Annotated in this window: 23 protein-coding genes; 20 read left to right on the top strand and 3 right to left on the bottom strand. The window is 37.0% G+C overall.

The window, feature by feature from the left end; genetic code table 11:
* Positions 1-157 precede the first annotated feature (157 nt).
* The 13 genes from yfmF to tsf all read left to right on the top strand — a co-directional run bounded on the left by yfmF (position 158) and on the right by tsf (position 13040).
* Positions 158-1408, top strand: a complete 1251-nt coding sequence (gene yfmF / locus K1I67_RS01860) for an EF-P 5-aminopentanol modification-associated protein YfmF (protein WP_223338548.1) — start codon at positions 158-160, stop codon at positions 1406-1408.
* The gene (gene yfmH, locus K1I67_RS01865) at positions 1405-2688 is read left to right on the top strand and encodes an EF-P 5-aminopentanol modification-associated protein YfmH (protein WP_223338549.1); all 1284 of its coding nucleotides are present in this window, start codon (positions 1405-1407) and stop codon (positions 2686-2688) included. Before yfmF ends, yfmH begins: the two co-directional genes overlap by 4 nt.
* 37 nt (positions 2689-2725) lie before the next feature.
* Positions 2726-3550, top strand: coding sequence for a cytoskeleton protein RodZ (gene rodZ / locus K1I67_RS01870; RefSeq protein ID WP_075226780.1), 825 nt, complete (start codon positions 2726-2728; stop codon positions 3548-3550).
* A gap of 12 nt (positions 3551-3562) precedes the next feature.
* Positions 3563-4102: a CDP-diacylglycerol--glycerol-3-phosphate 3-phosphatidyltransferase gene (gene pgsA / locus K1I67_RS01875; protein ID WP_049530373.1), complete on the top strand. Its 540-nt coding sequence runs from the start codon at positions 3563-3565 to the stop codon at positions 4100-4102.
* A gap of 2 nt (positions 4103-4104) precedes the next feature.
* The gene (locus K1I67_RS01880; RefSeq protein WP_223338550.1) at positions 4105-4932 is read left to right on the top strand and encodes an energy-coupling factor ABC transporter ATP-binding protein; all 828 of its coding nucleotides are present in this window, start codon (positions 4105-4107) and stop codon (positions 4930-4932) included.
* Positions 4917-5756, top strand: a complete 840-nt coding sequence (locus tag K1I67_RS01885) for an energy-coupling factor transporter ATPase (protein WP_223338551.1) — start codon at positions 4917-4919, stop codon at positions 5754-5756. The genes K1I67_RS01880 and K1I67_RS01885 overlap by 16 nt, the downstream gene beginning before the upstream one ends.
* Positions 5749-6543, top strand: a complete 795-nt coding sequence (locus tag K1I67_RS01890) for an energy-coupling factor transporter transmembrane component T family protein (RefSeq protein WP_223338552.1) — start codon at positions 5749-5751, stop codon at positions 6541-6543. Before K1I67_RS01885 ends, K1I67_RS01890 begins: the two co-directional genes overlap by 8 nt.
* A 31-nt stretch (positions 6544-6574) precedes the next feature.
* Complete coding sequence (gene mreC, locus K1I67_RS01895) at positions 6575-7396, top strand: rod shape-determining protein MreC (RefSeq protein ID WP_223338553.1); 822 nt, start codon at positions 6575-6577, stop codon at positions 7394-7396.
* The gene (mreD, locus tag K1I67_RS01900) at positions 7393-7887 is read left to right on the top strand and encodes a rod shape-determining protein MreD (RefSeq protein ID WP_223338554.1); all 495 of its coding nucleotides are present in this window, start codon (positions 7393-7395) and stop codon (positions 7885-7887) included. Before mreC ends, mreD begins: the two co-directional genes overlap by 4 nt.
* 91 nt (positions 7888-7978) lie before the next feature.
* Positions 7979-9184 (top strand): peptidoglycan hydrolase PcsB, encoded by a 1206-nt coding sequence (pcsB, locus tag K1I67_RS01905; protein ID WP_223338555.1) that lies wholly within the window; start codon positions 7979-7981, stop codon positions 9182-9184.
* A 304-nt stretch (positions 9185-9488) separates the two neighbouring features.
* Positions 9489-10703 (top strand): aminoacyltransferase, encoded by a 1215-nt coding sequence (locus K1I67_RS01910; protein ID WP_223338556.1) that lies wholly within the window; start codon positions 9489-9491, stop codon positions 10701-10703.
* 434 nt (positions 10704-11137) lie between these two features.
* Positions 11138-11920, top strand: coding sequence for a 30S ribosomal protein S2 (gene rpsB / locus K1I67_RS01915; protein WP_000268462.1), 783 nt, complete (start codon positions 11138-11140; stop codon positions 11918-11920).
* Between the two features lie 79 nt (positions 11921-11999).
* On the top strand, positions 12000-13040 hold the full coding sequence (gene tsf / locus K1I67_RS01920; RefSeq protein WP_000808094.1) for a translation elongation factor Ts: 1041 nt from the start codon (positions 12000-12002) through the stop codon (positions 13038-13040).
* A 123-nt stretch (positions 13041-13163) separates the two neighbouring features.
* Here the strand turns inward: tsf and cysK are convergent, their stop codons facing one another.
* The 3 genes from cysK to K1I67_RS01935 all read right to left on the bottom strand — a co-directional run bounded on the left by cysK (position 13164) and on the right by K1I67_RS01935 (position 15282).
* Positions 13164-14090 (bottom strand): cysteine synthase A, encoded by a 927-nt coding sequence (cysK, locus tag K1I67_RS01925; protein WP_153224651.1) that lies wholly within the window; start codon positions 14088-14090, stop codon positions 13164-13166.
* Positions 14091-14186: 96 nt separating this feature from the next.
* Positions 14187-14630, bottom strand: coding sequence for a PH domain-containing protein (locus K1I67_RS01930; RefSeq protein ID WP_223338557.1), 444 nt, complete (start codon positions 14628-14630; stop codon positions 14187-14189).
* Between the two features lie 16 nt (positions 14631-14646).
* Positions 14647-15282, bottom strand: a complete 636-nt coding sequence (locus tag K1I67_RS01935) for a YigZ family protein (protein WP_070458162.1) — start codon at positions 15280-15282, stop codon at positions 14647-14649.
* A gap of 55 nt (positions 15283-15337) precedes the next feature.
* Between K1I67_RS01935 and K1I67_RS01940 the strand changes: the two genes are divergently transcribed.
* From K1I67_RS01940 to K1I67_RS01970, 7 genes are all read left to right on the top strand, one after another.
* Complete coding sequence (locus K1I67_RS01940; RefSeq protein WP_223338558.1) at positions 15338-16636, top strand: DEAD/DEAH box helicase; 1299 nt, start codon at positions 15338-15340, stop codon at positions 16634-16636.
* Positions 16633-17295 (top strand): ComF family protein, encoded by a 663-nt coding sequence (locus K1I67_RS01945; RefSeq protein WP_223338559.1) that lies wholly within the window; start codon positions 16633-16635, stop codon positions 17293-17295. The genes K1I67_RS01940 and K1I67_RS01945 overlap by 4 nt, the downstream gene beginning before the upstream one ends.
* Before the next feature lie 79 nt (positions 17296-17374).
* A complete protein-coding gene (hpf, locus tag K1I67_RS01950) occupies positions 17375-17917 on the top strand; it encodes a ribosome hibernation-promoting factor, HPF/YfiA family (RefSeq protein ID WP_045762429.1) in 543 nt (180 codons plus the stop codon).
* Between the two features lie 148 nt (positions 17918-18065).
* Positions 18066-20039, top strand: coding sequence for a DHH family phosphoesterase (locus tag K1I67_RS01955; protein WP_223338560.1), 1974 nt, complete (start codon positions 18066-18068; stop codon positions 20037-20039).
* A complete protein-coding gene (gene rplI, locus K1I67_RS01960) occupies positions 20036-20488 on the top strand; it encodes a 50S ribosomal protein L9 (RefSeq protein ID WP_000864204.1) in 453 nt (150 codons plus the stop codon). Before K1I67_RS01955 ends, rplI begins: the two co-directional genes overlap by 4 nt.
* Positions 20489-20530: 42 nt before the next feature.
* A complete protein-coding gene (gene dnaB / locus K1I67_RS01965; protein ID WP_000852500.1) occupies positions 20531-21889 on the top strand; it encodes a replicative DNA helicase in 1359 nt (452 codons plus the stop codon).
* Entirely contained in the window at positions 21886-22152 is a 267-nt protein-coding gene (locus K1I67_RS01970) for a Veg family protein (RefSeq protein WP_000128621.1), read from the top strand. Before dnaB ends, K1I67_RS01970 begins: the two co-directional genes overlap by 4 nt.
* Positions 22153-22193: the final 41 nt, after the last annotated feature.

Genomic DNA, 22193 nt, shown 5'->3' on the forward strand with positions numbered 1-22193 from the left:
CCTCTATACTGTTTTTTGCAACTCTAGTATATCAGATGAACATGTCTTTTGTGTTGCACTTCATTTTACAACAGGGCATTTCTAAAAGGGGTAAAGAGAACAAGAAAATTTTCTCTTTTCATGGTATAATAGAACTCTATGTAGAAGGAGGTAAGAGATGGAGTTAGTACCTGGAATTACAGTGCATTTTATCCAATCAAAAAAATTTAAAACCAATAAAATTACTGTGCGTTTCACAGCTCCATTGTCTTTGGCTTCAATTTCAAGTCGCATGCTAAGTGCCAGTATGCTTGAAACTGCCAACCAAAGTTATCCAACTGCTCAACTGTTTAGAAAACGTTTAGCAACCTTGTATGGAACTGATTTGTCAGCGCACGCCTATCGAAGAGGACAAAGTCATCTTGTGGATTTGAATATTACCTATGTGCGTGATGAATTTTTAAGTAAGAAAAACGTATTAACTTCTCAAATTTTAGAATTACTGCACCAGGTTCTGTTTACACCATTGTCGGATGAGGATGGATTTGAGAAAAATGCTTTTGACATCGAGAAAAAACAGATCTTATCAAGGCTGGAATCAGAATTGGAAGACCCATTCTTCTTTGCACATAAAGAGTTAGATCAATTGTTTTTCCAAGAAGAATCAATGCAGCTAGTTCCAAAAGATTTGATTTCTAGAATTTCAGAAGAGACTTCAAAAACATGTTTTTCAAGCTATCAAAAAATGCTAAAAGAAGACCAAATAGATATTTTCTTCTTAGGTGATTTTAATGAAATTGAAGTTTTAGAGTTTTTACATAAATTTCCTTTAACAGGTCGTAAATCAGCTGTAAACATTCAATACCAGCAACCCTATTCTAATATTCTTAGAGAAGGTATTGTTAGAAAGAGATTAGGACAGTCTGTTTTAGAGATGGGCTACCATAGTTCAGTGGCATATGGTGATGAAGAACAGATGGCAGTGCTTCTTGTAAATGGCCTTTTAGGAGCCTTTCCTCATTCGAAATTATTTACCCAAGTGCGAGAAAAAGAAGGACTGGCCTATACGGTATCAAGTCATTTGGATCTCTTTAGTGGATTTTTACGACTATTTGCTGGAATTGATCGGCAAAATCGAAATAAAGTAAGAAAATTGATGAATCATCAGTTACTTGACATAAAAAATGGCAAGTTTACAGATAAGGAAATTGATCAGACCAAACAAATGATTCGTCGCTCTTTACTACTAGCTCAGGATAATCAAGATTCTATCGTCGATAACTATTATTTGTCAACTTTTTTTGGGAAGGCGAATCTTGATACAAAAACTTTAATCAATAAGCTTGAACAAGTTGATAGAGAAGCAATATGTGAAGCAGCAAACAGTTTTAAGTTGCAGGCTATTTATTTTATGGAAGGAGCAGAATGACCAGACCTACTTTTCAAAAGAAATATTATCCTGCTGTAAAAGAAACTTTGTATCAAACTAGCTTAGAAAATGGTTTGACAGTTACTTTACTACCTAAAAAGGACTTTAACGAGGTTTATGGCGTTGTAAGTGTCCAAGTCGGCTCTGTTGACACAAGGTTTACAGTGGATGATAAGAACTTACAACAATATCCACAAGGAATCGCTCATTTCTTAGAGCATAAGCTTTTTGAAAGAGAAGATTCTGGAGATGTTATGGCAGCTTTTACAGAGTTGGGTGCTGAAAGTAATGCCTTTACGAGCTTTACGAACACTAACTATCTTTTCTCGACTTCTGAAAATGTTCTAGAGTGTTTAGATTTGCTAGAAGAACTTGTCACTACTTTCAATATGACTGAAGAATCTGTGGAGCGCGAAAAGGATATCATTCAACAGGAAAGAGAGATGTATCAGGATGATCCGGATTCTTGTTTATTTTTCAAGACTTTGGCAAATCTCTATCCAGAAAGTCCTTTAGCTTCAGATATTGTTGGTAGTGAAAACTCTATTGATACTATTTGTTTAGAGGATTTAGAAGAGAACTTTAAAGAGTTTTACAGACCTGTCAATAGTAATATCTTTTTAGTGGGGAATTTTGATTTTGAACTGCTTGAAGATTATTTTGCTAAGAAATCTCATCCTCAAGAAAAAAAACATGAGTTTAAGAGAGAAAAAATACCTTTACATCCTGTAAAGACTACTGAAAGTTTACGGATGGACGTGGCTTCTCCAAAATTAGCGATCGGTATTAGAGGAAATGAAGATATCGGAAATCGAGATCAGTATCGTTATCATCTTTTATTGAAATTGTTGTTTACAATGATGTTTGGTTGGACTTCACAAAGATTTCAAAAATTATATGAGACAGGTAAACTGGATGCTTCCCTGTCTCTAGAAATAGAAGTTGATCCTCGTTTCCATTTTGTGATATTAACAATGGATACAAAGGAACCTGTGGCACTTTCTCATCAATTTCGTAAAGCTATTCGCAATTTTGTTAAAGATGAGGATGTAACTGAGGATCACTTGGATATTGTAAAAACTGAGATGTATGGAGAATTTCTTCATAGTATGGATTCCCTAGAATACATTGCCACTCAGTATCATCCAACCGATACAGGTTCTACCCTGTTTGACCTTCCTAAACTTTTGCAGGAAATTACTTTAGAAGATGTTCTAGAGGCTGGACATGATTTGATAGATAATAGCGATATGGTTGATTGTACAATTTTCCCGATATAATCGCTAGAAAATACACTAGAAAGAAGGAATGTTAAGTATGAGAAAAAAAACAATTGGTGAGGTCTTACGTCTTGCAAGAATTAACCAAGGACTGAGCTTAGAGGAATTGCACAGAAAGACAGATATTCAGCTGGATTTGTTGGAGGCAATGGAGTCAGATGATTTTGACAAACTACCGAGTACTTTTTATGCTCGTTCATTTTTGAGAAAGTATGCTTGGGCTGTTGAATTAGATGAAAATATCGTTCTAGATGCCTATGATTCGGGAAGTATGATTACTTATGAAGAAGTTGATGTAGATGAGATTGAACTTTCAGGACGTAGACGGTCTAATCGAAAGAAAAATTCATTTCTCCCGCTATTTTACTTTGTTCTTTTTTCTTTATCAATTTTAATTTTTGTAACTTACTATGTGTGGAATTATATTCAAACCCAACCAACTGCGTCTTCTGCGGCAACTTATAGTGTTGTGAGTTCAACAAGTAGCTCTAGTAGTGTAGCATCAAGTAGTAGTCAAGCTACTAGTTCATCAAGTTCGAGTGAGGCAACTACTTTGACTGTTTCAGGTCAGGGAGATGCTTTATCAGTGGAATATAAGACATCTAAAGATTCTGCGGAGCTTCAGTTGTCTGTAACGGATGCAACAAGCTGGATTAGTGTTTCGGATACTGATTTAGCAGGAGGAGTGACTCTTGAACCTAATAATAAAACAGCTAAAACAACCATTTCTAAAGGTTCTCCAGTAACCATAACATTGGGTGTTGTTAAAGGAGTGTCGGTGAAAATTGATAATAAGGAAATTGACACTTCAAAATTAACTGGTCAAACTGGTTGGATTACTCTAACATTAAGTTCAAACTAAAGGAAGGATAACATGAAAAAAGAGAATATTCCTAATATGCTTACGCTTGGTAGAATTTTATTTATTCCGATTTTTATTCTCCTTCTATCAGTTGGACCATCTCCTGTGTTACATAAAATAGCAGCAGTTATTTTTGCTATTGCCAGTATCACTGATTATCTAGATGGTTATTTAGCTAGAAAATGGCAAGTGGTTAGTAATTTTGGTAAATTTGCAGATCCAATGGCTGATAAATTATTGGTCATGTCAGCCTTTATCATGTTGGTCGGTCTAAAGATGGCACCAGCTTGGGTGGTAGCAGTTATTATCTGCCGTGAACTTGCAGTCACTGGTTTGCGCTTGCTCTTAGTTGAAACAGGAGGTACTGTTCTAGCTGCTGCTATGCCTGGAAAAATCAAGACATTTAGTCAGATGTTTGCGATTATATTCTTGCTACTTCACTGGAATGTGCTTGGTCAGATAACTCTTTATATTGCCTTGTTCTTCACAGTTTATTCTGGTTATGATTATTTCAAGGGAAGCGCATATTTGTTTAAAGGAACCTTTCGTTAGATATGGAATCGATTATTGAGATAAAAGACCTGTCTTTTCGATATCAGGCAGATCAAGAACATTATGATGTTCATAACATTTCGTTTCACGTGAAACGTGGAGAATGGTTGTCTATCGTTGGTCATAATGGTAGTGGAAAATCAACGACAGTTCGCTTGATTGATGGTTTGCTCGAGGCTGAATCTGGAGAAATTTGGATAGACGGTGATTGCCTAACTCCAGAAAATGTCTGGGAAAAAAGACGTAAGATTGGTATGGTCTTTCAAAATCCTGATAACCAATTCGTAGGAGCAACTGTTGAAGACGACGTTGCTTTTGGACTGGAAAATCAAGGAATCCCACTTGAAGAGATGAAGAAACGCGTTTCTGAGGCTTTATCATTGGTTGGGATGGCTGAATTTGCTAAAAAGGAACCAGCTCGCTTGTCAGGAGGTCAGAAGCAGAGAGTAGCTATTGCAGGTGTTGTTGCTCTGCGACCAGATATTTTAATCTTGGATGAGGCTACAAGTATGTTGGACCCTGAGGGACGATTAGAGTTGATTAAGATAGTCCAGAAGATTCGCAAAGACCATCAGATGACAGTCATCTCCATTACGCATGATCTGGATGAGGTGGCCATGAGTGACAGAGTTTTGGTGATGAAAAAAGGAGAAGTCGAGTCAACTAGCACTCCTAGAGAGTTATTTTCTAGATCAGATTTAGATCAAATTGGCTTAGATCAACCCTTTGTCAACCAATTAAGAGAATCGCTACGTACCAGTGGTTTGGACTTGCCAGAGTTCTATCTAACGGAGGAGGAACTTGAGGAGGCTTTATGGGAATTATTCTAGACAATGTTAGTTATACGTATCAGGAAGGAACACCCTTTGCTTCAGCTGCTTTGTCAGATGTCAGTTTGTCAATAGAGGATGGCTCTTATACTGCGATTATTGGGCATACAGGAAGCGGAAAGTCTACAATCCTTCAACTTTTGAATGGTTTGTTGGTTCCTACAGAGGGAAGTGTTCGTGTCTTTGATACATTAATTACATCAACATCTGTCAATAAGCAAATTCGTCAAATTCGCAAGCAAGTTGGTTTGGTATTTCAGTTTGCAGAGAACCAAATTTTTGAGGAAACTGTCCTAAAAGATGTGGCTTTTGGACCTCAAAATTTTGGAGTTTCTTTAGAAGAGGCAGAAGCTATCGCGCGTGAAAAACTAGCTTTAGTAGGAATCGATGAATCCCTCTTTGAACGAAGCCCGTTTGAACTTTCAGGGGGACAAATGAGACGGGTTGCTATTGCTGGAATTTTGGCGATGGAGCCTAGCATTTTGGTCTTAGACGAGCCAACAGCTGGTTTGGACCCAATTGGTCGGAAAGAGTTGATGGCCTTGTTTAAAAAGCTTCATCAAGATGGCATAACAATTGTTTTAGTAACCCACCTTATGGATGATGTGGCCGAATTTGCTGACCAAGTTTATGTGATGGAAAAAGGGAAACTAGTTAAGGGTGGGAAGCCAAGTCTTGTCTTTCAAAATGTCGAATTTATGGAAAAAATCCAATTGGGTGTTCCTAAAATCACACGATTTGCTCAAAGGCTAGTTGACAGAGGAATTTCTTTCGAACAATTGCCGATAACGATAGAGGAGTTTAAGGAGTTTATCAATGGATAATATGATTTTAGGTCGATACATACCAGGAAATTCGATTATTCATCGTCTAGATCCTCGTAGTAAGTTAGTAGCAATGATTTTATTGATTATCATCGCTTTTTGGGCCAATAATCCAATAACAAATTTGATCCTTTTCGTTGCAACAGCTATATTTGTAGCTTTATCAGAAGTTCCCTTATCCTTTTTCATAAAAGGTTTGCGGTCTATGTTTTTTCTAATTGCTTTTACAACCCTTTTTCAACTTTTCTTTATCTCAGGTGGAGATGTCTTGTTCGAGGTAGGGTTTATAAAAATCACAAGCTATGGTATTGAGCAGGCAGGAATTATTTTTTGTCGTTTTGTGTTGATTATCTTTTTCTCAACCTTGCTTACTTTGACAACCATGCCATTGAGCTTGGCAACAGCGGTTGAATCCTTGCTTGGACCTTTAAAAAGATTTAAGGTTCCAGTTCATGAGATTGGGCTCATGTTGTCTATGAGTTTGCGATTTGTACCAACCTTGATGGATGATACGATTCGCATTATGAATGCTCAAAAGGCGCGTGGTGTTGATTTCGGAGAAGGTAATGTAATTCAAAAGGTTAAGGCTATGATTCCTATTTTGATTCCTTTGTTCGCTACAAGTTTGAAACGAGCGGATTCTCTTGCTACAGCCATGGAAGCTAGAGGCTATCAAGGTGGAAATGGCCGCAGCCAGTATCGACAGTTGAAATGGATGAATAAAGATAGTGTAACTCTATTACTTATTTGTGTATTGGGTGGCATTCTATTTTTATTGAAATCCTAAAGTGAAGTGTAGAATGAGATAGGGTAGAGGTATGAACCATTTTAAAAAATCAAAATATATCATTGTTCTATTTGTCGTTATATTAGTGGTATCCGTTTTTTTAGTGACAACACAATCAAGTGCAGTTGTGACAAAAGCTGGAGATGGAATTTCATTAGTTGATAGAATAGTGCAAAAGCCTTTTCAATGGCTTTCTTCCGTAAAATCTGATTTAGGTCGTTTGACCAGAACCTATAACGAGAATGAAACACTCAAAAAAGAACTCTATCAGATGAAGAAGGAAACGAATGAAGCAGACAGTCTGAAAGAAGAAAATGAGCAACTACGTCAGTTACTGGATATGAAATCAAAATTGAATGCAACCAAGTTGATTGCCTCTGACGTTATCATGAGAACTCCTGCAACCTGGAAACAAGAGCTAACAATTGATGCAGGTTCTAAACAAGGTGTGACAAGCAATATGCTTGTTATAGCTGGTGGAGGACTGATTGGAAGCGTGGGAAAGGTTGAAGATAACTCAACTGTGATCAACTTATTGACTAATGCTGAAAATACGGAGAAAATCTCCGTTAAAATCCAGCACGGTTCTACTAGTATATACGGTATTATCATTGGGTACGACAAAGAAAAAGATTTGCTTAAAATTAGCCAGTTAAATAGTAGTAGTGATATCAGCCAAGGAGACAAAGTAGTAACAGGAGGTCTGGGTAACTTTAAAACTACAGACATTCCAGTAGGGGAGGTTGTATCAGTTACCCATAGTAGTGACTATCTAACAAGAGAAGTTATGGTTAAACTACATGCTGATCCAATGAATCTAAAAGTCGTAGAGTTAGTGGGGAATCCATCATGAGACTGTTGAAGCAGATAGGGATGTTTTTACTCTTGCCTATAATTGTCTTAATAGACAGTCATTTAGGGCAATTTGTAAATAGTTTTTTTCCACATTTTCAAATTGTGAGCCACTTTATCTTCATCTTCTTGTTGTTTGAAACTATTGAAGTATCAGAGTATCTATTTTTAGTTTATTGCTTATTTATTGGTCTTATATACGATATTTATTTTTTCCATTTAGTAGGGATTGCTAGTCTTCTTTTCGTTATTATTGGTGCAATCATTTATAAAAATAATGCGGTCATTTTATCAAATAGATGGACTAGACTATTAGCTATTTTAATGATGACTTTCTCTTTTGAATTTGGCAGTTTTCTTGTAGCACAAATGATTGGATTAACTGCTGAAAGTATAACAGTTTTTATCGTTTATGGTCTAGTTCCATCAATGATATTAAACTGTCTATGGATGTTAGTTTTCCAGTTTATTTTTGAAAAATTATATCTATAAGAAAGAAACAAAACTGTAATAAAGGCGTAATATTTATTAGGCCTTTTTTTGATATACTAGTATTGTCTTAAAAGAAGGAGTATTTACACTTATGAAGAAAAAAATCCTAGCATCACTTTTGTTAAGTACAGTATTGGTCTCACAAGGAGCTGTTCTTTCAAGTGTTAAAGCAAATACAACAGATGCAAAGATTGCTGCTCAAGATAGTAAAATTAGTAACTTGACAGCGCAACAGAAAGAAGCTCAAAAACAAGTAGACGAAATTCAAACTAAAGTTTCAGCTATTCAATCAGAGCAAGAAAAATTACAATCTGAAAATGAAAAGCTTCAAGAAGAATCTAAAAAACTTGAAGGAGAAATCGCAGAGCTTTCAAAAAATATCGTAGCGCGTAATGAATCACTTGAAAACCAAGCTCGTAGTGCACAAACGAACGGAACTGCTACAAGTTACATCAATACGATTATTAACTCTGACTCAATCACAGAAGCTATTTCTCGTGTAGCAGCTATGAGTGAAATTGTATCAGCAAACAATAAAATGTTGCAACAACAAAAAGAAGATAAGAAAGCTATTTCTGAAAAACAAGTTGCAAACAACGAAGCAATCAATACAGTTATTGCTAACCAACAAACACTTGCTGACGATGCTCAAGCTTTGACAACAAAACAAGCAGAGTTGAAAGTAGCTGAGTTAAATCTTGCAGCTGAAAAAGCTACAGCAGAAAATGAAAAGGCTAGCTTGTTAGAGAAAAAAGCGGCAGCGGAGGCAGAAGCCAAAGCAGCAGCAGTAGCAGAGGCAGCTTATAAAGCTAAACAAGCAAGTCAACAACAATCGCTTGCAGCTTCAGCTAACACAACTTTTGCTGCACAAGTACAAGCAACTTCAAGTTCGTCATCAGATGATGAATCAAGCTATACACCTGCAGCAACGACTGTAAGTCAACGACCAACTTATAGTTCAAACGCTTCTAGTTATCCTGCAGGTCAATGTACATGGGGTGCTAAGACCTTGGCTCCATGGGCTGGTGATTATTGGGGTAATGGTGGTCAGTGGGCTACTAGTGCAGCAGCAGCAGGTTTCCGTACAGGTTCTACACCACAAGTTGGTGCGATTGCTTGTTGGGATGATGGTGGATATGGACACGTAGCGGTTGTTACAGCTGTTGAATCAACGACGCGTATTCAAGTTTCAGAATGTAACTATGATGGTAGTGGAACTCAACCAATTGGAAATTATCGTGGATGGTTTAATCCTACAGCATCACGTGGTACAGTAAGATACATTTATCCAAACTAACATACTGATTATTACTAAATTTAGGGTGAGATTTTATTAATCTCACCCTTTGTATAGTGCTGAAAAATAAATTTCATTATATAATTACTTGAACTTATTTTCCATTCTTCTAATAGTTTAGTTAAAGTAAAATGAAACGTAGAGATTTAGTACGATTGTAGCATGTTAATAAAAAATTTTCATCAGAATGTTTTTGTCATTATGGAATGAAAGATGGGATGAAAATTATCAGATATGTAGCTAGAATAAATATGTTTATCTAACGAAATAATAACAAGATTTTAAGAGAGTTGGTACTGGAATTATGTTTACTTATAAAATGAATGTTGATGTTCAAGAGTGGGATTTATTTTTAGAAAATCATCCTCAAGGGAATTTATTGCAGAGTAGTGATTGGGCCAAGATAAAGGATACTTGGGGGAATGAGAGAGTTGGATTTTATAAAGAGAATCAACTAGTTGGAGTAGCGAACATCTTAATTCAGCCTCTTCCATTAGGATTTTCCATGTTCTATATTCCAAGAGGCCCAGTTATTAATTATGAAGATAAAGAACTTCTGAAATTTGTGCTTTTAACATTGAAAAAACTTGCTAAAAAAAGCCATGCAATAATGGTTGAATTTGATCCAAGTTTGTTTATCAGTCGAAGTCTTATCGACCAAGAAACTATTCAAAATTCTAAAACTTTTGAAATTGTTGAGGAATTGCAAAAAAACAAAGTTCATTGGACAGGTTTGACAAAGGATATGGCAGAAAACATACAACCTCGTTTTCAAGCTAATATTCATAAAGAAAACTTCTCGCTAGATCAACTATCCAAGTCTACTAGACAGGCAATCCGAACTGCAAGAAATAAAGGATTGGAAGTGAAATTCGGTGGACTCGACTTATTAGATGAATTTTCATTTTTAATGAAGAAAACAGAGTCTCGTAAGAATATCAGTTTACGAGGCAAAGATTATTATCAGAAGTTACTGACTACTTATCCTGATCACTCTTTTATCACACTGAGCTACTTAGATTTACCTAATAGACTGAAAGAAGTTGAGCAGCAACTCGAAAAGAATCTTAAAATAGCGCAGAAATTTACTGATAAAACAAAAGAAGGCAAAATAAAAGAGAATCAGCAAGAGAGAAAACGATTAGAGGAAGAAATTTCTTTTCTTAAGAGCCATATTGATAGAGGGGACAGTGTCGTTCCATTGTCTGGAACTTTAACCATCGAATTTGGGAAAACTTCTGAAAACTTATATGCTGGAATGAATGAGGAATTTAGACATTATCAACCTGCTATTCCAACATGGTTTGAGACTGCTCAGCATTCATTTGAACGTGGAGCAGAGACTCATAATATGGGTGGAATTGAAAATCATTTAGAGGGTGGGTTATTTAATTTTAAATCTAAGTTTAATCCCACTATCGAGGAATTTGCTGGTGAGTTTAATTATCCAACTAGCTCATTGTATTTCTTGTTTAATATAGCCTATAAAATCCGTAAAAAACTGCGAAGTAGCAAGTAGAAAGTCAAAGATTTATTGGCAAGTTTAATCTTTATGAAGCTTTATTTACTAACATAGAGTATGAAGATATGACACTTGCTATCAAAAAATATAAAGTAGATTCTTTCATATCAAAATATTTAAGTTATCAACTCGAAATATTTTGTATTTATCTGAATCTCAACATAAGCGGTTATTGCACATTTAGCAGTAACAATTTATGTTGGGATGTTTTTTATTTAAAGTTAATAAATTTTTTTAAAATTTCTGTTTGGAAGTTAGGTTATGAAGGAAAAACTAGCAAAATTACTTGAAAAAAAGGCTCAACTATGATACAATGTAACTTGTCGTGTAAACGATAATACTCATTCTTGATGAATTGTGAAGCTGTTGCCTTCGGGTCGTTTTGCAAGCTGAAATCAAGGAGAGGAAAAAAACAAAAAGGAGAAATACTCATGGCAGTAATTTCAATGAAACAACTTCTTGAGGCTGGTGTACACTTTGGTCACCAAACTCGTCGCTGGAACCCTAAGATGGCTAAGTACATCTTCACTGAACGTAACGGAATCCACGTTATCGACTTGCAACAAACTGTAAAATACGCTGACCAAGCATACGACTTCATGCGTGATGCTGCAGCTAATGATGCAGTTGTATTGTTTGTTGGTACTAAGAAACAAGCAGCTGACGCAGTTGCTGAAGAAGCAGTACGTTCAGGTCAATACTTCATCAACCACCGTTGGTTGGGTGGAACTCTTACAAACTGGGGAACAATCCAAAAACGTATCGCTCGTTTGAAAGAAATCAAACGTATGGAAGAAGATGGAACTTTTGAAGTTCTTCCTAAGAAAGAAGTTGCACTTCTTAACAAACAACGTGCACGTCTTGAAAAATTCTTGGGTGGTATCGAAGATATGCCTCGTATCCCAGATGTAATGTACGTAGTTGACCCACATAAAGAGCAAATCGCTGTTAAAGAAGCTAAAAAATTGGGTATCCCAGTTGTAGCGATGGTTGACACAAACACTGATCCAGACGATATCGATGTAATCATCCCAGCTAACGATGACGCTATCCGCGCAGTTAAGTTGATCACAGCTAAATTGGCAGACGCTATCATCGAAGGTCGCCAAGGTGAAGATGCTGTTGCAGCAGTTGAAGCAGAATTTGCAGCTTCAGAAGCTCAAGCAGACTCAATCGAAGAAATCGTTGAAGTTGTAGAAGGCGACAACGCTTAATTCATAATAAATAGTAATTACCTAGGAGGGCGGGGCTTAGCCCGGCTCTCCTATTTTTAAAAAATATAGGAGAATCAAAATGGCAGAAATTACAGCTAAACTTGTTAAAGAGTTGCGTGAAAAATCTGGTGCTGGTGTTATGGACGCTAAAAAAGCATTAGTTGAAGTGGAAGGCGATATCGAAAAAGCGATTGAATTGCTTCGCGAAAAAGGTATGGCAAAAGCAGCTAAGAAAGCTGACCGTGTTGCTGCAGAAGGTTTGACTGGTGTTTATGTTGACGGTAACGTTGCAGCAGTTGTTGAAGTAAATGCTGAAACTGACTTCGTTGCGAAAAACGCTCAATTTGTTGAGTTGGTAAACGCAACAGCTAAAGCGATCGCAGAAGGAAAACCAGCTAACAACGAAGAAGCTCTTGCTTTGACAATGCCTTCAGGTGAAACTCTTGAAGCAGCTTATGTGTCTGCAACAGCAACTATCGGAGAAAAAATTTCATTCCGTCGCTTTGCTTTGATTGAAAAAACAGATGCACAACACTTCGGAGCATACCAACACAACGGTGGACGTATCGGTGTTATCTCTGTAATCGAAGGTGGAGACGAAGCACTTGCTAAACAAATTTCAATGCACATCGCTGCTATGAAACCAACAGTTCTTTCATACAAAGAATTGGATGAGCAATTTGTTAAAGATGAGTTGGCACAATTGAACCACGTTATCGACCAAGATAACGAAAGCCGTGCTATGGTTGGTAAACCAGCTCTTCCACACTTAAAATATGGATCAAAAGCTCAATTAACTGATGAAGTGATTGCTCAAGCTGAAGCTGATATTAAAGCTGAGTTGGCTGCAGAAGGCAAACCAGAAAAAATCTGGGATAAAATCATCCCAGGTAAAATGGATCGTTTCTTGCTTGACAATACTAAAGTTGACCAAGCATACACACTTCTTGCACAAGTTTACATCATGGATGACAGCAAGACAGTTGAAGCTTACCTTGAATCAGTTAACGCTTCAGTAGTTGAGTTCGCTCGCTTTGAAGTTGGTGAAGGTATCGAAAAAGCTGCAAACGACTTTGAAGCAGAAGTTGCAGCTACAATGGCAGCAGCCTTGAATAACTAATAAAAAAGTAAGGAAGCTAATTTGCTTCCTTTTCTTTTGTTGGAGGGGGACTCATATGAATCCTTTTTTTATTTTAAAAGGTAAACAAAAAGCCCTATACAAGGGCTTAGTGTATTTAGGAGACTACACTTCGAATTCATAGAGTGCTGTAGATAGATAACGTTCTCCATTATCTGGTGCAAGCGCAAGGACTTTTTTACCTGCTCCAAGTTTTTTAGCGACTTCAATTGCTGCATAGATAGCTGCTGCAGAAGAAATACCGACTAAGAATCCTTCTTTTCCACCGATTTCACGGCCAAGTGCAAGAGCGTTATCTGATGTTACACGAACGATACCATCGTAAGCTTTTGTATCAAGTGTATCTGGAATGAATCCAGCAGAGATACCTTGAATTTTGTGAGGACCTGGTTTTTCACCAGACAAAATAGCTGACTCGTCTGCCTCAACAGCAAAAACTTGAATGTTTGAGTTAGCAGTTTTAAGAGCATGAGAAACACCAGAAATAGTTCCTCCAGTACCAACACCAGCAACAAAGGCATCTAAACCATCAGCTCCGAAATCAGCTAGAATTTCAGCTCCTGTTGTTCTTTCGTGAACTTCTGGGTTAGCTTGGTTATTAAACTGTAATGGTAGGAAACCATCACGCTCAGCAGCAATTTCCTGCGCTTTAGCAATCGCACCTTTCATTCCTTCGCTACCAGGAGTGAGGACTAGTTCAGCTCCATAAGCTTGGATAATTTTACGACGTTCCACGCTCATTGTTTCAGGCATAACGATGACAACTTTGTAACCTTTAGCAGCACCAACCCATGAAAGTCCGATACCAGTATTTCCACTTGTTGCTTCCACAATAGTAGAACCTGGTTTGAGTTTACCCTCTTGTTCTGCTTTTTCAATCATGCTTAGGGCGATACGGTCCTTAACAGACGATCCTGGGTTAAAAGCTTCAAGTTTTACATAAACATCTGCTGCACCTTCTGGTACAATGTTATTTAATTTAACAATCGGTGTTCTACCGATGAGTTCTGTGATATTGTTATAAATTGCCATATTAGCACCTCTTTATATAAGATGCTACTAGTATAACGCTAACTTTAACTTTTGTAAAATATAGAAATCCTATCGGAGTGATAGGATTTTTTTATATCAGTGATTCAAACCATTCATATTCAAATGATTATGATAAGCTAAGTCAAATAGATAGGTGTAAAGAGGTACAATATCAGTTTTCTTTGGAAATTCAAATTTTTGAGAATTAAAATGCTCATTGTGAGATTTTAAAAAGGCATTTTCTAAATAAGTAATCGTAATCTCACTATCATCAATCCCAAGTCCAGCAGTTTCCATCTCAACATTAACGATGTTCATGAGGAAAATTGATTTGATAGACATCTTCCGTCCGGTCGCCCCTTGTTTATCTGTAAAGATGATTCGGATGTTTGTAAAGATAATTGAGTCACGAATGAGTTTATATCCGCTTTGAATTTCTTCATTTTCTAATAAATATTGTCCAAACTCCTTGGTAAGAGCTTCTTTACTTTGCTCACTGAAGTTTCCAGCGAGTCCCTGAATTAATCTTCCAAAAGCCATATGATATTTCCTTTCTTTACGATAGGTTTACAGGTACTTCAACTTCACGTAAACCTTTGTCAGTTAGAGTAACTTTTCCATTGAAAAATTCAATGAGATCAGCCTTGATACCGTCTTTCTTTTCTTTATCAATGAAAATCATAGTGTCAACTTGATCTGTAAAGTTTGTCTCTAATTCTATGAGATTATGCTCTTTAAGAAAATTCCCATATTCTTGATACTGGGCATAGGTCATGTGAATCTGTATCCCTGCCTGCTCTTTGATTTCAATAATGCCAATTTCTTTAACTGCTAGGGCAACACTACCAGCATAAGCGCGTATCAAACCACCAGCCCCTAGTTTAATACCGCCGAAATAACGAGTAACTACCACACAGACATTAGTAAGGTTGTGATTCTCCAGAACTCCTAGCATAGGAATACCAGCAGTTCCACTAGGCTCTCCGTCATCACTGGTTCGCTTGATTTCACTACGTTCACCGACAATAAAGGCAGAGCAGTTGTGGGTCGCTTTATAGTGTTCTTTTTTGATAGCTGTGATAAAATCACGAGCCTCTTCTTCACTATAGACACGCTTGGCATGACAGATAAAGCGTGATTTTTTGATTTCTTCTTGGACTTGTCCGTCCTCTTTTATAGTTCTGTATTCCATATTTTTATTGTACTAAAAAATAGCGTAAAGTTCTACATTTTACGAATAAAGAAATATGAAAGTAAATCCAAATTATCTCGGTCGCCTTTTTACGGAACAAGAATTAAGTTTTGAGGAGAGACAACTAGCAAAACAAATTCCATCCATAAAAAAAGAGAAGGGCCAACAATATTGTCAGCGTTGTGGTAGTCAGATAAAAGAAGAATGGCATTTGCCTGTTGGTGCTTTTTATTGTCGAGAATGCTTGATTATGAAGCGAATAAGAAGTGATCAAAAACTCTATTACTTTCCGCAAGAATGTTTTCCAAAGCAAGATGTACTCAAATGGTCAGGTCAACTGACTCCATTTCAAGAGCGAGTATCACAAGGACTCCTTCAGGCGGTAGATAAGAAGGAGGCCACCTTGGTACATGCAGTGACAGGAGCTGGTAAGACAGAGATGATCTACCAAGTTGTTGCCAAGGTGATAAATCAGGGTGGAACTGTTTGTCTGGCCAGTCCACGAATTGATGTTTGCCTAGAGCTCCATAAACGATTACAAAATGATTTTGCATGTGAGATTGCACTACTACATGGGGAGTCGGATCCCTATTTTCGTACACCTTTAGTTGTAGCAACCACTCACCAACTATTAAAATTTTATCAAGCTTTTGATTTATTGATTGTGGATGAAGTGGATGCCTTTCCTTATGTTGATAATCCTGTACTTTACCATGCTGTCAATAATTGTGTAAAGGAGACCGGATTGAGAATATTTTTAACAGCAACGTCAACTGATGAGTTAGATAGAAAAGTTAAACAAGGGGAGTTAAAGCGTCTCAGTTTACCTCGTCGTTTTCATGGAAATCCTCTCATTGTTCCCAAGCCAATCTGGTTATCGCATTTTAATAGATATTTAGAAAAAAATGGCTTACCTCCAAAATTAAAACTTTACATTGAGAAACAGAGAAAGACGGCCTATCCCTTACTAATCTTTGCCTCTGAGATTAAAAAGGGAGAAAAGCTAAAAGAAATTTTGCAGGAGAAGTTTCCGAATGAGAAAATAGGCTTTGTATCCTCAATTACGGAAGACCGATTAGAGCAGGTACAGGCCTTTCGAGATGGAGAGTTGACGATATTAATAAGCACAACTATATTAGAGCGTGGAGTTACCTTCCCTCGTGTAGATGTTTTTGTGGTGGAAGCCAATCATCAACTCTTTACCAAGTCAAGTTTAGTACAAATTGGTGGACGAGTTGGAAGAAGCATGGATCGTCCTACTGGAGAACTTATATTTTTCCATGACGGACTCAATCAGTCCATTAAGAGAGCCATAAAGGAGATTAAACAAATGAATCAAGAGGCAGGAGTATGAAGTGTTTATTGTGTGGTAAAAGTTTACAAACAGAGATAACTTTTACTAACTTGCTCTGTTTTAAAAAGGAGGAGGAACTAGTCTGTGAATCCTGTATTTCGTCTTTCGAGAGTATTGGTGGTAATCATTGTCCTACTTGTTTTAAAAAAGGAATGTCAATCATCTGTCAAGATTGTCAATTTTGGTGTAAAAAAGGTGTAAAGGTTGATCATGTGGCTCTTTATTCCTATAATCAGGCCATGAAAGAATATTTTAGTCGCTATAAATTTGATGGTGATTATCTTCTTAGAAAGGTATTTTCTGAGATATTGCAAAAAGAGTTAAAGAAGTATAAGAACTATCAGATTGTGATTGTTCCTCTGAGTGACCAGCGTTTAAAAAGCAGAGGCTTTAATCAAGTTGAAGGCCTGATAAAGGAGACAGGGTTAACATATCTGGATATTTTGGTTAAAAAAGAAGTGGAGGCTAGTTCTTCAAAAAATCGATCGGATCGCTTACTTGCAGAATTTCCCTTTTTGTTGAAAGATGGAGTGAAGCTCCCAGAAAATATCTTACTCTTTGATGATATTTATACAACTGGAACTACCTTGAATCGTCTTAAAAGTATGTTTTTAGAGGCTGGTTGTCAGAATATTAAAACTTTTTCCCTCGCAAGATGAGGAAAAAGTTTGCAAAAAAAATATGAAAGCGTTATAATATAATTAGAAAAACAAATATGTTTAGAAAGAAGGTACTTATATGATTAAATATAGTATCCGTGGTGAAAACCTAGAAGTAACAGAAGCAATTCGTGATTATGTAGTTTCTAAACTCGAAAAGATCGAAAAATACTTCCAAGCAGATCAAGAATTGGATGCGCGTGTTAACTTGAAAGTTTATCGTGAAAAGACTGCTAAAGTTGAAGTAACAATTCCGCTTGGATCTATTACTCTTCGTGCAGAAGATATTTCTCAAGATATGTACGGTTCTATTGATTTGGTGACAGATAAGATTGAGCGTCAGATTCGTAAAAACAAAACTAAAATTGAACGTAAGAACAGAAATAAAGTATCTACAAGTCAACTCTTTACAGATGCTTTAGTTGAGGACTTAGATGTAGCACAACCAAAAGTTGTTCGTTCAAAACAAATTGATTTGAAACCAATGGATTTGGAAGAAGCTATCTTACAGATGGATTTATTGGGACACGACTTCTTTATCTATGTAGATGTTGAAGATGAAACAACAAATGTTATTTATCGTCGTGAAGATGGAGATATTGGTCTTCTAGAAGTTAAATAATCAAAAAAATTAGTCTTTGAAAGTGGTTTACACTAGTGTAAACCACTTTTTAGTTTGGATGTTTTACTATTATTTGAAAATAGTGTTTCCTCTTTAAAAGTCGCATTTTGGCTACATTTATGGTATAATAATGCGCAAGAGGTTTGTAATGAAAAAAAATGAAATAAATCCCTTTTTTATGTATCTGATTGCTATAGTAACCTTTACGATTATGACCATTTTGATTGTGTTAGTAAAGGATAATCTTATCACTATAGCAAGTCTATTTTTATTTATCGTATTCTATGTTCTGCTATTTAATTTCCAGAGAAAATATTATAAAAAAACGGATATCGAGCAAATCCAGTATGTCAATCATCAGGCTACGGATAGTTTGAGTGCCCTCCTAGAGCAAATGCCTGTCGGGGTTGTTAAATTAAACATGAACAGCAGTGAGATTGAATGGTTCAATCCCTATGCAGAATTAATTTTAACAACTGAGGATGGAGAAATTGATTTTCCTCAATTTCAAAAGATTTTAAAGAGTTCGATTTCTACTCCAGGGGCTTATGCCATTATTGGGGAGAAACGTTATGCAGTGCATTTAGATAGAAATTCAGGTGTCTTATACTTTTTTGATGTTTCTGGTGAGTATGAGGCGACTGCTGAGCTTGTGACAAGTAGACCGGTAATCGGGATTATCTCAGTTGATAACTATGATGATTTGGAAAATGAAACGTCTGAATCAGACATTAGTCATATTAATAGCTTTGTTGCAAATTTTGTTTCAGAATTTGCTGGGAAACATGCCATGTTTTCTCGTAGAGTGAGTATGGATCGGTTTTATCTATTTACTGATTACACTGTACTTGATCACTTGATGCAGGATAAGTTTTCTGTAATTGATACCTTTCGTGAGGAAGCTAAGCAACGGAATTTACCACTAACGATGAGTATAGGAGTTTCCTATGGTGATGGGAATCATGACCAGATTGGGAAGGTTGCTCTCCTCAATCTCAACTTAGCCGAAGTTCGTGGTGGTGACCAAGTAGTTGTAAAAGAGAATGATGAAACCAAAAATCCAATCTACTTTGGAGGCGGTTCAGCAGCATCTGTTAAACGAACTCGGACACGAACTCGTGCTATGATGACAGCTATCTCAGATAAACTTAAAAGTGTCGATCGAGTTTTTGTTGTTGGTCACAAGAATCTTGACATGGATGCTCTTGGTTCAGCAGTTGGAATGCAGTTGTTTTCGAGTAATGTACTAGAAGATAGTTATGTGGTTTATGATCCTACACAGCTGTCTCCAGATATCGCTCGAGCGGTCAATTATTTGGAAGATGAGGGTGTTTCAAAACTTCTTCCTTTAAATCAAGCGATGACAATGGTTACCAAACGCTCCTTGTTGGTGATGGTTGACCATTCTAAGACAGCTTTAACCTTATCCAAAGAGTTTTATGACTTGTTTACCCAGACGATTGTCATTGACCATCATCGTCGTGACCAAGATTTTCCAGATAATTCGGTCATTACCTATATCGAGAGTGGAGCTAGTAGTGCTAGTGAACTAGTAACAGAATTGATTCAATTTCAAAACTCTAAGAAGAAACGTTTGAGTCGTATTCAGGCTAGTGTTCTTATGGGAGGGATGATGCTGGATACTAAAAATTTCACCTCTCGGGTAACTAGTCGAACTTTTGATGTTGCAAGTTATCTCAGAACGAGAGGGAGTGATAGCATTGTCATTCAGGAAATTTCAGCCACTGATTTTGAAGAATATCGATTGGTAAATGAACTCATTTTGCAGGGGCAAATGGTACAGCCATCAATCCTGGTTGCTCAAGCTTTGGAGGATAAAGAGTACGATACGGTTGTTATTAGTAAGGCTGCTGATGCTATGCTTGCCATGTCTGGTATAGAGGCCAGCTTTGTAGTTGCTAAGAATAGTCAAGGAGCAATCTCCATTTCTGCGCGAAGCAGAAGTAAGATCAATGTCCAGCGAATTATGGAAGAGTTAGGTGGCGGTGGTCACTTTAACTTAGCTGCGGCACGTCTGACAGATATGAGCCTGCAAGAAGCAGGAGATAAACTGAAAACAGTTATTTTTAATGAAACAAAAGAAAAGGAGTCAGAAGAATGAAAGTAATCTTTTTAGCAGATGTTAAAGGTAAAGGGAAAAAAGGTGAAATTAAAGAAGTGCCAACTGGATATGCACAAAACTTTTTAATTAAGAAAAACCTTGCTAAGGAAGCTACAGCTCAAGCTATTGGTGAATTGCGCGGTAAGCAAAAATCAGAAGAAAAAGCACATGCAGAGATGCTTGCAGAAGCGAAGGAAATTAAAGCAAAACTGGAAGCAGAAGAAACAATCGTTGAGTTTGTCGAAAAAGTTGGTCCAGACGGACGAACATTTGGGTCAATTACTAACAAGAAGATTGCAGAAGAATTGCAAAAACAATTTGGTATTAAAATTGATAAACGCCACATTCAAGTTCAATCACCAATTCGAGCAGTTGGTTTGATTGATGTTCCGGTTAAGATTTATCAAGATGTAACAAGTGTAATCAATCTTCGTGTCAAGGAAGCTTAATTTACGATTGGTTGACAATATTGTAAAAGGAAGGAAAGTCTGATGGCAGAAGTTGAAGAACTGCGTGTTCAGCCTCAAGATATCCTGGCAGAACAATCTGTTTTAGGAGCCATTTTTATTGATGAGACTAAACTCGTTTTTGTCCGAGAATATATCGATTCACAGGACTTCTTTAAGTATGCTCACCGTTTGATTTTTCAGGCTATGGTTGATTTATCTGATCGTGGAGATGCTATTGATGCAACCACAGTTCGGACGATACTAGATAGCCAGGGTGATTTACAAACTATTGGAGGCTTGTCTTATCTGGTTGAGATTGTCAATTCGGTGCCAACCTCTGCCAATGCGGAATACTATGCTAAAATTGTAGCAGAAAAGGCTATGCTTAGACGTCTAATTGCTAAGTTGACAGAGTCTGTAAACCTAGCCTATGAAGCTTCTCAACCTGCTGACGAAATTATTGCTCGTGCAGAAAAAGGCTTGATTGACGTTAGTGAGAATGCCAATCGAAATGGCTTTAAAAATATTCGCGATGTATTGAATATCAACTTTGGGAATTTAGAAGCTCGTTCGCAACAGACTTCAGATATCACGGGTATTGCGACAGGTTATCGAGATTTAGATCACATGACGACAGGTCTGCATGAGGAAGAATTGATTATTTTGGCAGCTCGTCCTGCGGTTGGTAAGACAGCCTTTGCTTTGAATATTGCGCAAAATATCGGAACCAAATTAGACAAGACAGTTGCTATTTTCTCTCTGGAAATGGGTGCTGAAAGTTTGGTCGATCGTATGCTGGCTGCGGAAGGCTTGGTAGAGTCGCATTCTATCCGTACAGGTCAATTGACTGAGGAAGAATGGCGCAAGTATACGATTGCTCAGGGTAATCTGGCTAATGCAAGTATCTACATTGATGATACACCAGGGATTCGGATCACAGAAATTCGCTCTCGTTCTCGTAAACTGGCTCAAGAAACAGGTAATCTAGGCTTGATTTTGATTGACTATCTTCAGCTGATCACAGGGACTGGTCGAGAAAATCGTCAACAAGAAGTATCTGAGATTTCCCGTCAGTTAAAAATCTTAGCAAAAGAACTCAAAGTTCCAGTTATAGCTCTTAGTCAGCTTTCTCGTGGTGTAGAGCAACGTCAAGATAAGAGACCAGTTTTGTCTGATATTCGTGAATCTGGATCTATTGAACAGGATGCTGATATCGTAGCCTTTCTCTATCGTGATGACTATTATGAGCGCGGTGGTGAAGAGGAGGAAGGCATTCCAAATAATAAAGTAGAAGTGATTATCGAGAAAAACCGTAGCGGTGCTCGCGGAACGGTAGAATTGATTTTCCAAAAAGAATATAATAAATTTTCAAGTATTTCTAAGATGGAGGAACCAAGATGACAGACGCATTTACAGATGTGGCTAAAATGAAAAAAATTAAAGAAGAGATTAAGGCGCATGAGGGACAAGTGGTGGAAATGACCTTAGAAAATGGTCGTAAACGCCAAAAAAATCGTTTAGGAAAACTAATTGAGGTTTATCCATCGCTCTTCATCGTTGAGTTTGGAAATGTTGAAGGAGACAAACAGGCTAATGTCTATGTTGAATCTTTCACCTATTCAGATATTTTAACAGAAAAGAACCTGATTCATTATTTGGATTAAGGATAATCATGAAAGTGAGAAGATTTCTCACTTTTTTTATT

It is taken from the genome of Streptococcus infantis (assembly GCF_019929575.1).
GTDB classification, from domain to species: Bacteria; Bacillota; Bacilli; order Lactobacillales; family Streptococcaceae; genus Streptococcus; species Streptococcus infantis_L.